This window comes from Staphylococcus sp. Mo2-1, from assembly GCF_046721385.1.
GTDB lineage: Bacteria > Bacillota > Bacilli > Staphylococcales > Staphylococcaceae > Staphylococcus > Staphylococcus equorum_A.
On the sequence record NZ_JBEUUK010000001.1, the window covers coordinates 1,295,465 to 1,308,063 of the forward strand.

A 12,599-nucleotide genomic window follows, 5' to 3' on the forward strand; every position below is an offset into this window, starting at 1 on the left:
GAAGAAATCTATCTTTATAGATTTCCTTACAGCTATTTTTAATATGTTTGTATTATATAATAGTTAAAATTTAGAATAGACCAATTGCATGTCCATCATCAGTAACATCCATGTTTAATGCTGCTGGTTTTTTAGGAAGACCAGGCATAGTCATGATTGCTCCAGTCAATGCAACAATAAATCCTGCGCCAGTTTTAGCTTCTAATTCACGAATAGTGATTTCAAAACCTTCAGGTGCGCCTAATTGTGTTGCATCATCCGAGAATGAATACTGTGTTTTAGCCATACAAACCGGATAATTATCCCAGCCATTTTCTTTAAATTGTTTAAGCTGTTTTTGTGCTTTGCTCGCTAAATGTAACTTTTGAGCCACCATAAATTTCTTTAACAATTGTTTCAATTTTTTCTTCAAGTGGTAAATCTAATTCGTATAAATGTTTGAAGTCTTGTGGTTCATCAAGCACCTCTAGCACTTCATTTGCTAAATCGATGCCGCCTTTACCACCTTTTTCCCAAACTTCAGTTAAAGCAAGTCTCACACCGTTCTCTTTTGCCCATTGTTGTACATATTGTGTTTCTTCTTCAGTATCATGTACGAACGCATTCAACGCAACTACAGGTTCTAAACCATATTTTTTAACGTTTTTAACGTGGCGTTCTAAGTTCACGATGCCTTTTTTAACCGCTTCAACATTTTCTTCTTTTAAGTTGTCTTTAGCTACACCGCCATGCATTTTAAGCGCACGAACTGTCGCAACTACTACAACTGCTGAAGGTTCAAATCCTGCTTCACGTGCTTTAATATCTATGAATTTTTCAGCACCTAAATCTGAGCCAAAGCCAGCTTCAGTTACAACAATATCTGCTAAGTCTCTTGCAGTTTCTGTTGCTAAAATTGAATTACAACCATGTGCAATATTAGCAAATGGCCCACCATGTACAAGGGCTGGTGTGCCTTCAATTGTTTGTACTAAGTTAGGTTTAATTGCATCTTTAAGAATCATCGCTAATGCGCCTTCTACTTTTAAGTCAGCTACAGTAACAGGTTTACGTGATCTAGTATAACCTACAGTAATTCTACTGATTTTCGCTTTTAAATCATTAAGGTCATTAGATAAACAAAGAATTGCCATTATTTCAGAAGCAACGGTAATATTAAAACCATCCTCTCTTGGAACCCCTTGCGTTGGTCCACCTAAACCTACATTTACATTACGTAATGCACGGTCATTCATGTCTAAAACACGTTTCCATTCAATACGTCTTTGATCGATTTCTAATTCATTACCTTGATGCATATGATTATCAATAAATGCTGACAGTGCATTATTTGCAGTAGTGATTGCGTGGAAGTCACCATTGAAGTGTAGATTTATATCTTCCATTGGTAATACTTGTGCATAGCCACCACCAGTTGCCCCACCTTTTATTCCGAAAATAGGACCTAAAGCTGGTTCACGTAACGCTACCATGACGCTTTTTTTAAGTTCGTTGAATGCATCTGCTAACCCAACTGTAACTGTCGATTTACCTTCACCTGCTGGCGTTGGACTCATAGCAGTAACTAATACTACTTTCCCCTTACCATTTTTTTGTTGAACTTGATTAATATCAATCTTAGCTTTATAGTGCCCGTATGGTTCTAATGCATCTGCGGGTATGCCCGCCCGCTTAGCAATATCTCCAATCGGTTTTAATGTTGATTGATTTGCTATATCTAAATCAGATAAGTGTGCCAAATTCATTCGCCTCTTCTTAAATAAATTTTAAATCAATACATATATTTCCCATATATACTACTGATAAAAATAAATCCTTACATATTAATATTAACTAACTTATGTTGTGTTGTCGATTAATAGAGATAGCGCTTTCAAAATAATAAGTGAATATATTCACCTTATGTGACCTATGTTACGCTTAAATTGTTATTTTACACAAAAAACTCCCTGAATATCATCATAATCTTTAGTGTGTAGCATAAAGCACATACTTAAAGTTGATAATATAAAGGGAGTATAAAATAGCTTGTATTATTTCACATTGGAAATACAGGTTAAATATTTATGATTAAACTTAGTAAAATAAAACTACTTTTTTGTTTAATTAGTCTTCCATTGTACTTAAATCGCCTTCAGGTAAATCAAGTTCCCAAGCTTTAAGGACACGACGCATAATTTTACCAGAACGTGTTTTAGGAAGTTTTTCTTTAAATTCTATTTCGCGTGGTGCGGCGTGTGCGGCTAAACCTTCTTTAACAAATACGCGAATTTCTTCTTTCAGTTCATCTGAAGCTTCATACTCTGGGCGTAAAGCAACAAATGCTTTAATAATTTCTCCTCTTACTGGATCTGGTTTACCAATCACACCTGCTTCTGCAACCGATTCATGTTCTACTAGTTTCGATTCTACTTCAAAAGGACCTACACGTTCGCCTGCCGTCATGATAACGTCATCTACACGACCTTGGAACCAATAATAGCCATCTTCATCTTTGTAAGCAGAGTCTCCAGAAACATACCAATCACCAATAAAGTATGAATCATATTTTTCAGGATTTTTCCAAATAGAAACCATCATAGATGGCCATCCTTTTTTAATTGCAAGGTTACCCATTCGATTTGGTGGCAACTCGTTACCTTGATCATCAACAATAGATGCTTCTATACCTGGTAACGGTTTACCCATGGATCCTAATTTAACATCCATAGATGGATAGTTAACGATCATATGGCCCCCTGTTTCAGTCATCCACCACGTATCTAAGACGCGTTTACCAAAAACATCTTTTGACCATTTAATTACTTCAGGATTTAGTGGTTCGCCTACGGATAAGATACTTTTTAGTGATGATAAGTCGTATTTGTCGATAATATCATCGCCTGCACTCATCAACATTCTTAATGCAGTTGGCGCCGTATACCATATTGTAACTTTATATTCTTCAATCATGCCGTACCACGCTTCAGGTGAGAATCTACCTCCAACGATACAATTTGTCACACCATTTAACCAAGGACTGAAAATACCATATGAAGTACCTGTCACCCAGCCCGGATCAGCTGTGCACCAATATACATCGTCTTCTTTAAAATCTAGTACATATTTACCAGAAATATAATGAACGAGCATTGCTTTTTGAGCATGTAATACACCTTTAGGTTGGCCTGTTGAACCTGAAGTATAATGCAATATCAAACCGTCATCTAAGTTTAACCATTCTGTTTCAAATTGGTCACTCGCATTTTTAAATTCACTATTAAAGTCAACATATTCACTGTCTACTTCCTCATCTACGACTACAATCGTTTCTAAATGTGGTAATTTATCTTTAGGAATACGTGGCAATAATGCATTCGTTGTCACAATCACTTTCGCTTCACTATTTTCTAAACGATCTGCAACAGCTTTTTCCATAAATGCTTCAAATAACGGTCCTACAATTGCACCTATTTTTAATATTCCAAATAAAGCAAAATAAAGTTCTGGTGTTCTAGGCATAAATACAAAAACACGATCACCTTTCTCAATGTTTGCTTTATCTTTTAATACATTTGCGGCTTTATTAGAATTTGATTTCATTTCTTCAAAAGTATAACTTTCTTTACGCTTATCATCTTTATAATGTAATGCGATTTTTTCACCATTACCTTCATCCACATGGCGGTCAATACATTCATGTGCCATATTGATCTTACCAGTTTCTGACCATGAAAATGCTTTTTCTATTTCTTTCCAGTCAAAATTTGCGTATTCTTTTTCATAGTCTTGTAGGTTAAAATTTCCATTTTCCCCTTTGTATACTTCTACTTTCATTTTGAATCCCCCTCTTAATGAAATCGCTTGCTTAAAAATTATTATAACTAACATTGTCAAAATTTTCAAAATAATAGTGTGTAAACGAATACATTATTGTGTTATTTTAAACTTTTTTAACTTATAATAGACTTATAATAGATTGTTTACTGTATGCGTATGCGGTAGTTTGGAGTGAAAAAATGGAACATATAAAAACATATCAATCTCAAACTTATCATTTGGAGCAAGGAACATTTGTGATAGAAGGTCCTGTTTCAAGAAATAACCTTGAATCTATGACATTTGATGATGGGCTCTTTGCATTTCGCCCACTTGCGGATCAATTTGAAGCCATAAAAGAAATTAGTGAATTAGAAGAAGGCAGAATTTTTGTACTACGTAATTCACAGCATATTATTGGCTATGTCACTTATCATTATCCAGACCCATTAGAACGTTGGTCTAGTGGTAATTTGGAATACTTAATAGAATTAGGCGCTATAGAGTTAAGCCTAGCCTATCGTGATTTACATTTAGGCAGTGAACTTATCAAAGTCAGTTTAGCAGCTGATGAATATGAAGATTACATCGTGTTAACTACTGAATATTATTGGCATTGGGATTTGAAAAATTCTGGACTTGATGTGTATGAATATAAAAAATTAATGCAGAAATTGATGGGTTATGGGGGCCTTGAAGTATTTGCAACAGATGATCCAGAAATTACAAGTCATCCTGCTAATTGTCTTATGGCAAGAATTGGTTCAAGAATTTCTATAGAACAATTACAAGCATTTGATGACATTCGATTTATGAATCGCTTTTTCTTTTAAAGGGGAGAAACATATGAGTAATACGCAACAATCAACGGGCTTTGTCTATTCTAATGAAATACTGCAATATCGTTTTAGTAATAGCCATCCATTTAATCAAATGAGATTAAAATTAACAACAGAATTATTAACAGATTTAGGATATTTAAAATCACATCATATTATTAAACCACGTATAGCTAATGATACCGAATTATCATTAATTCATTCTCATGATTATATTCAAGCGATCAGACGTGCTTCACATGGTATTTTAAGTGACAATGAAGCTAAGAAGTATGGATTAGATGGCGATGATACCCTACAATTTAGAATGATGCATAAGCACAGTGCACGCATTGTGGGTGGCGCATTGAATTTAGCTGATCACATCATGGATGATACAATCACCAATGGTTGCCATTTAGGTGGCGGTTTACATCATAGCCTACCAGGCCGTGCAAATGGTTTTTGTATTTATAATGATGTTGCAGTTACAATCGCCTATCTCATACAGAAATATGGGCAACGCGTGATATGTATTGATACAGATGCACATCATGGTGATGGGACTCAATGGAGTTTTTATACAAATGATCAAGCCTTAATTTATTCGATACATGAAACTGGAAAATTTCTTTTCCCTGGTTCTGGACGTTACACAGAACGTGGTAGCGAACAAGGTTTTGGCTATACAGTAAATATTCCACTTGAACCTTATACAGAAGATGATTCATTTCTGGAAATATTTAAAGAAACGATAGAGCCTATAGTAGCTTCATTTAAACCAGATATCATTGTGAGTGTGCATGGTGTTGATATTCACTACTTAGATCCACTCACGCATTTAAACTGTACGCTTGAATCACTATATCAAATTCCATATATCATTAAAGATTTAGCAGATAAATACACAAATGGTAAAGTATTAATGTTTGGTGGGGGCGGCTATAATATTTGGAAAGTTGTCCCACGTGCTTGGAGCCACGTTTTTTTAGCTTTAATCGGAGAAAAACCACAAACTGGTCGTTTGCCTGATAAATGGTTAACAAAATGGCAACAATACGCACCTTGCGAACTACCACAAACTTGGACCGATGAAAAAACTGACTATCACATCATACCTAGACAAAAAGAAATTACGGAAACCAATTTAAAATATGCTAAACAAGTGCTGAGTTGGTTTTAAATAAATCTACATCACATATACTGAGTTAAATCTTTAATTTAAATAAAAAACGAAATTCTTAATTAATAAGAATTTCGTTTTTTGTATTTCATTATAGTTTAATAACATTGATTGTTAATTATACTTTGCTATATCTACAAAAATTTTATTTTGTAGTACCTCTATACTCAACTCTATGAGGTAAAATCACATTAGGCTCGTCGATTTCTTCATCATTCATATATTTAGTAAGAAGTCTCATACCCACTGCCCCAATATCGTATAACGGTTGGATTACACTAGATAATTGAGGTCTTACCATTTCAACAAGTCTAGTATTGTTAAAACTTACAATTTGTAATGACTCTGGAACATTAATCCCTGCATCTTGAGCGACATGAACTAGGCCAATTGCTTGTTCATCACTGATTGATAAAATTGCATCTGGCTTAGCAGATTTCAAAGCATCAAATGCACGTAGACCATCTTTATACGTTTCATTACCATTAAAAATCAATCCTTCATTTAATGAAAGTTTATGCTCTGCTAAGACGTCTTTTAATCCTACTAGCACATCTTCTTGTGCTTTTTTAGAATAATCTCCGCCCACAAAAGCAAACGTTTTTGCACCGTTTTCGATTAATTGATTTGTAATTTGTTTAGTCGCTGATTTGAAATCAATATTTACAGATGAAATACCTTCATCTTTACCATTTGTACCTGAAACTACTACAGGAACTGATGTTTTATTAATCAATTCTTTGATTTCTTCTGAAATTGTTCCACCTAAGAAAATAATACCATCTACTTGTTTACTTAATAGGTTGTTAAATATTTCTTTTTCTTTACTTGGATCATTATCAGAATTTGAAATAATTGAATGGTATTTATACATTGTTGCTATATCTTCTAACCCTCGAGCAAGTTGCGAATAATAGACATTTGAAATATCTGGAATAATAACGCCTACTGTTGTTGTTCGTTTACTAGCTAATCCTCTTGCTACTGCGTTTGGACGGTAGTTCAATTTATTAATAACATCGTTTACTTTGTCACGTGTTTCGGGTTTAACATTTTGATTACCATTAACAACACGTGAGACAGTTGCCATAGATACTCTTGCTTCTCTAGCTACATCATATATAGTTACAGTCATAATTTCCTCCTTGAAAGCGATTTCTTTATTATTATACTCTGTTTTCATAACATTTTCAAAGTTTACCATATTTTCACTAAATGTAAAATAGTTTTGTTTTGAATGTCATAATTATGTCATTTTATAAAATTATAAACCTACTAAATGTATTATATTTCTTATTTTCAGTGAAAACAAACCTTTTTCGTTTAAATTTTTATGTTTTTTATTAAAATCAAGTGTAATTTGATGATTCATCATTTAGTTTTTATTTTATATTTAAATATGCTATTCAGTTAGCATGTCACTCCAAAGCATGAGCATTTTATAAATTACCTCAATATGCTTCATTCATTTCAAAAATAGTATAAAGACACAAAAAACCCCTATTACAATTACTAATCAAGTAGTAACGTAACAAGGGCTTTATATATATCTTATTTTAATTGTTTGTTATTGTACATATCAGCTAATGGTCTAATTTCATTATAGAAATTCTCGAATTCATCGAAATCCATTTGTTGACCACTATCGCTTAATGCAACTGATGGATCAGGGTGGACTTCAGCCATGATGCCATCTGCGCCTACTGCTAAGCCAGCTTTAGCTGTTGGTAACATGATATCTTTACGTCCTGTACTGTGTGTAACGTCAACCATTACTGGTAAGTGTGTACCTTGTTTTAAAATAGGTACTGCAGAAATATCTAATGTGTTTCTTGTTGCTTTTTCGTAAGTACGGATACCGCGTTCACATAGAATAATGTTTTCATTACCTTGAGAAGCAATGTATTCTGCTGCAAAGATAAATTCTTCAATTGTTGCAGATAAACCACGTTTTAATAATACTGGTTTATTTGAACGACCTGCTTCTTTTAATAATTCAAAGTTTTGCATATTACGTGCACCAATTTGGAATACATCTAAATAATCATCTGCTACTTCAAAATCTGCAGGATTTACAATTTCACTAACTACATTCAGGCCGTATTTGTCTTTAGTATTTTTAAGAATCTTAAGACCTTCAACACCTAATCCTTGGAAATCATATGGAGATGTACGCGGTTTGAAAGCACCACCTCTAATGAATTTTTCGCCTCTAGCTTGTAAATTAGCCGCAACTGCATCAACTTGTTCTTGAGATTCAACTGAACATGGTCCAAATACGAATGATTTATTACCACTTCCAATAATGCCCCCATTATCGAATTGTACTATTGTATCTTCTGGTTTTAATTTTCTTGATACATATAAATGTTTTTCATTTTCAGATTTTTGTAAATCAGTAGAGGCTTTAAAAATTTCCTTGAATAATTGTTTAATCACATTATCGTTAAATGGACCTTCATTTTTATCTAATAGTTTATTAATCATTTCTTTTTCACGTTGAGGATCGTACACTGCTGTACCCTGCTTACGTTTTTCCTCACCAATGTTTTGTGCTATTTTTCCTCTTTTAGATAAAAGATTTAAAATTTCTTCATTAATATCAACAATCTCGCTTCTGAATTCTTGTAATTTGTCTGTCATTTTATTCACCTCTATGAAAAATTTAAAATCGATATTTTATTCTGCTTTAAAGCGATAAAATATTTGTTAAACGTAATTCTAACAATAACTACTTATAAGTTCAAGTAATGATTGTTAAAATTTCACTTTCTGTAAGTGAATATCCCTAATGGTAACTGAATTTTCAGTCATTTACCAGTAATATTTTACACTATTCTTTCATTTTCTATAATTTATTAACTTAAGTTTCATTTAATTCAATTTATTGTCATATAAATGCTGAATTGTACTTTCTATATAATGATTTACTCAAACATTTATTAAATAAATACATTGTTTATCTCATAATTATTTTTGCTTTAAAAAGCACTAAAAAAGGATTGGCATTAATTTTAAGCGTCCATTATAAATTTGCAAAGCACATTGCACGTTGAGGCATCAAAATGTAGCTATATCGTCTAATCAATCAAATATATGCAATAAAGTATTTGTAGGCATTCTAGATGACTTAAATAACGTTCTAGATGCATCATAGTTATTTGTGTAATTATAATACTTCAAAAATAGTAACATAATCGTTTTAAGAGGCTCAATGAGTATAATAAATTCTAATTCGTATTACACTTAACATGACCTAGCTAATAAAAAGTATAAATTAAAAAGGAATCGAACAAAACATGTTCGATTCCTTTTATTATATTTCAGTTTTAGTAATGATTAATCATTAAAAGTTCTTTTGTCTATTTTACTTTGAGCTTTTTCTGATTTTTTCAACTGCGATCTGTTTTTAGAGTAAGTTGGCTCATTATGTCCACCTTTACTTTGTTGTGCTTCACTATCGTCTGTTGTTTTATCAGTCTCTACTTCATCATGCACAAGGATGCCATCTTTAAATGATGATGTCTTATCTGTTGTATTAGTAGTGGTCGCGTTCTGTTGCCCTTCACTTGCACTTTGGTTGCTAATATCAGTTTCTGCTTCATCATGCACAAGGATACCATCTTTAAATGATGATGTTTTATCTGTTGCATTTGTAGTAGCTTCGCTCTGTTGTACTTTGTTTGCAGTTTGATTACTAAGACCAGTTTCTGCTTCATTATGAACAATAATACCATCTTTGAAACTTACAGTTTTATGTGTCTGTTTTACACGTTGTTCTGCTTTTTCTGGTTTTGCAATCGTATTACTTTTATTTTTGTCTGCAGAGTTTTCTACTTTATCAGTTGATTCTACCGCATGACCAACTTTAGGTGTTACTAAATTAGGCACATCTTTTTTTGTGCTTTGTTTAGGTGTTTCTGGTTTTAATAAACTTGCTGTGTTTTCTGCAACTTTATTATCGTCATTTAAAGCTTTGTTTTTATTTTTAGCTGCTAACGCTAATCCAGATGCTGTGACAGTACCTGCTAAAGCGCCCGCTTTCAAATGATCATTATTTTTACTTTCATCTTCTTTTGAGTCTTTAGTAACTAAGTTAGGCGCATCTTTTTGATTATCACCTTTCGTTGTTTCTTCAGATTTCAAAAGATTATCAGTGTTTTCTGCAACTTGTGAATCATTATTTAATGATTGCTTTTTATCCTGTGCAACTTTAGCTAAACTACCTGTTGCTATTGCACCACCTGTTGCTGCAGCTGCAGTTTTTGTACCTTTATTATTTGAAGGTGTAGTAGTGGAATCAGCTAAGTTATTATCTGCTCGCTTCTTCTTTAATAGCATTCTGCTGCGCACTGACCTCGTCCTCAGTCGGTTCTGAATTGGGATCAATATGTGTTGTTGTGTCGTCACTCTGATCCAAATTATTATCATCTTGTAGATCTTGTGCTTGTGGTGACGTATCTGCTAAATTGTTGTCTGAACTTTCTTGCTGAATCGCCGCTTTTTGAGCGACTAGTTCAGAATCTGTTACTTCAGTATCTTTGTTTTGCGCATCTGCGACTGTAGATTTAATACTATCTACTTGTTGTTCAGCATCTGTTTGTTCGCTTTCAGACTGCTCAATAATACTAGATTTAAAACGTGAGTCATCTTCAGAATCAACTTGAGATTTATCTTTAGTGCGTGACTTGCTTATAGAAATTAATCCAACAGCTGAGCCAATAAATGCACCGATTAGAAATCCGTAAACAAACTCATTTCTGGCACCTTTAGTAAAATATTCTGGCACTTCATAACTTTCTACATTTCTTTCGTAATTATCACGGTTATAGTACTTCATAATTGAATGCCTCCTATAACAAATGCACTTAAATAAGTTTCATACCTCATTTAAGTGCATTTGTTTGTTTAAATATACGAATTATTTATTATCTACACGTGTAGTATAGCTATGATTAGAATCATCTGCTACACTGCTCGCTTTATAATTTGCACTATCTCTACGATTTCTTCTGTTTTGCCATTTGTCAGCAACTTCCATTGCTACATTTGACCATTGAACTACTTGAGAAATTTTATCTTCATTTTGAGAAATATTGTGCGTGATTGAGTTTGTAACTCTATCAACTGAACCATTTAACGTTTGAGCTGATTCACCGATGCCTTTCACTGCATCAACTACAGAATTCAAACGATCTGATTTGTCTTGGATATCTTCAGTTAAGCGATTTGCTTTATGAAGTAAGTCCGTAGATTCACGTGTAATACCTTGAATTTGTCCTTCAACACCATCAAGAGTTTTTGCAACGTGATCTAAGTTTTTCTTAACTGAAAGTAAAATTACAACGATACCAATTACTAAAATAAGAAAAGCAACCGCCGCAATAATACCGACTATAGGTAAAATCCATTCCATTTAAAACGCCTCCTATTAATCATATGTTGTTATTTAATATAAATACCCAAATCATTTTAACATAAACATATTAAAATGAGGTAGTAACACCCATTTCTTTCATATAAGCACGTTGAATCTTTTGAATATCGCCCGCACCCATAAATAAAATAACTGCATCACTATATTGTTCTAACGCATTCACAGTAGTTTCATCAATTAATGTCGCATTATCAATTCTTTGGAGTAAATCTTGAATTGTTAAATTACCAGTGTTTTCTCTTATTGAACCAAAAATTTCACATAAGAAAGTTTTATCTGCTAAATTTAAACTTTCAGCAAAATCATCTAAGAATGCTTGTGTTCGACTAAAAGTATGAGGCTGGAATACAGTTACAACTTCTTTATTCGGATATTTCTTTCTAGCTGTCTCAATTGTAGCACTAATTTCTCTAGGATGGTGTGCATAATCGTCAACTAATACTTGTTTTCCCACTTTTGTCTCATTAAATCTTCTTTTTACGCCACCAAATGTTTCTAAGGCTTCTTTTATATTATTTACATCCAAACTTTCAAGATAGCTCACTGTAATTACAGCAAGTCCATTTAATATATTATGATCACCAAATTGTGGAGATAAGAACGTATCATAATATTCATTTTTAATGTATACATCAAATTTAGTTCCATTTTCACTAATTTGTAGGTTATCCGCATATACATCATCATTTTTTGAAAACCCATAATAATATACTGGAACATCTGCTTCTATCTTACGTAAATGATCATCATCACCCCACGCAATAATTGCTTTTTTAACATTATGTGCCATTTCTTGGAAAGCACTAAATACATCTTCAACATCTTTAAAGTAATCAGGGTGATCAAAATCAATGTTAGTCATAATAGCATAATCAGGATGATAGCTTAGGAAATGTCTACGGTATTCACAAGCTTCGAATGCGAAATAATCACTTGCAGGAATACCTAAACCAGTGCCATCTCCAATTAAAAATGATGTCTTTTTATCCCCATTCATCACATGTGACAATAAACCAGTTGTAGATGTTTTACCATGTGCACCTGTTACAGCTACAGATGTATACTGACTGATAACATGACCTAAAAAGTCGTGATAGCGTATGACATCTAGTTTTAATTCATTCGCTTTAACAACTTCTTCGTGTGAATTTGGAAATGCGTTACCTTGAACAATAACCATGTCTTCTTTTATATTGTTTTCATCAAAAGGTAATATTTGAATACCTTTATTTTGTAATGCTACCTCTGTAAAAACATAATTATTTATATCTGAACCTTGTACTTCATTTCCAAGATCATGCATTATTTGTGCTAATGAACTCATGCCGGCGCCTTTTATGCCGACAAAATGATAATGTGTCAT

9 protein-coding genes and 1 pseudogene are annotated in these 12,599 nt (G+C 33.0%); 2 read left to right on the top strand and 8 right to left on the bottom strand.

Translation table 11 applies throughout. The features are described from left to right. Nucleotides 1-70: 70 nt before the first annotated feature. Nucleotides 71-1,739: pseudogene (locus ABLV95_RS06480) on the bottom strand (formate--tetrahydrofolate ligase). 367 nt (nucleotides 1,740-2,106) lie between these two features. Beyond that, nucleotides 2,107-3,816 (bottom strand): acetate--CoA ligase, encoded by a 1,710-nt coding sequence (gene acsA, locus ABLV95_RS06485; protein ID WP_046465579.1) that lies wholly within the window; start codon nucleotides 3,814-3,816, stop codon nucleotides 2,107-2,109. A gap of 182 nt (nucleotides 3,817-3,998) precedes the next feature. Between acsA and ABLV95_RS06490 the strand changes: the two genes are divergently transcribed. Together ABLV95_RS06490 and ABLV95_RS06495 are read left to right on the top strand one after the other, a co-directional pair. Beyond that, nucleotides 3,999-4,631 (top strand): N-acetyltransferase, encoded by a 633-nt coding sequence (locus ABLV95_RS06490; protein WP_460876660.1) that lies wholly within the window; start codon nucleotides 3,999-4,001, stop codon nucleotides 4,629-4,631. 13 nt (nucleotides 4,632-4,644) lie between these two features. Further along, nucleotides 4,645-5,799 (top strand): acetoin utilization protein AcuC, encoded by a 1,155-nt coding sequence (locus ABLV95_RS06495; protein ID WP_427704229.1) that lies wholly within the window; start codon nucleotides 4,645-4,647, stop codon nucleotides 5,797-5,799. Nucleotides 5,800-5,944: 145 nt separating this feature from the next. Here the strand turns inward: ABLV95_RS06495 and ccpA are convergent, their stop codons facing one another. The 6 genes from ccpA to murC all read right to left on the bottom strand — a co-directional run bounded on the left by ccpA (nucleotide 5,945) and on the right by murC (nucleotide 12,599). After that, nucleotides 5,945-6,934 (bottom strand): catabolite control protein A, encoded by a 990-nt coding sequence (gene ccpA, locus ABLV95_RS06500; RefSeq protein WP_460872729.1) that lies wholly within the window; start codon nucleotides 6,932-6,934, stop codon nucleotides 5,945-5,947. 416 nt (nucleotides 6,935-7,350) lie between these two features. After that, nucleotides 7,351-8,442 carry a bifunctional 3-deoxy-7-phosphoheptulonate synthase/chorismate mutase gene (locus ABLV95_RS06505; protein WP_002507320.1) on the bottom strand — a complete coding sequence of 364 codons (1,092 nt, stop codon included), beginning with the start codon at nucleotides 8,440-8,442 and terminating at the stop codon, nucleotides 7,351-7,353. Nucleotides 8,443-9,138: 696 nt separating this feature from the next. Then, on the bottom strand, nucleotides 9,139-10,152 hold the full coding sequence (locus tag ABLV95_RS06510; RefSeq protein ID WP_460876663.1) for a hypothetical protein: 1,014 nt from the start codon (nucleotides 10,150-10,152) through the stop codon (nucleotides 9,139-9,141). Further along, nucleotides 10,112-10,639: a hypothetical protein gene (locus tag ABLV95_RS06515; protein WP_460876664.1), complete on the bottom strand. Its 528-nt coding sequence runs from the start codon at nucleotides 10,637-10,639 to the stop codon at nucleotides 10,112-10,114. Before ABLV95_RS06515 ends, ABLV95_RS06510 begins: the two co-directional genes overlap by 41 nt. A gap of 81 nt (nucleotides 10,640-10,720) precedes the next feature. Next, complete coding sequence (locus tag ABLV95_RS06520; protein ID WP_460872732.1) at nucleotides 10,721-11,215, bottom strand: DUF948 domain-containing protein; 495 nt, start codon at nucleotides 11,213-11,215, stop codon at nucleotides 10,721-10,723. 70 nt (nucleotides 11,216-11,285) lie between these two features. Next, nucleotides 11,286-12,599 (bottom strand): UDP-N-acetylmuramate--L-alanine ligase, encoded by a 1,314-nt coding sequence (gene murC, locus ABLV95_RS06525; RefSeq protein ID WP_046465585.1) that lies wholly within the window; start codon nucleotides 12,597-12,599, stop codon nucleotides 11,286-11,288.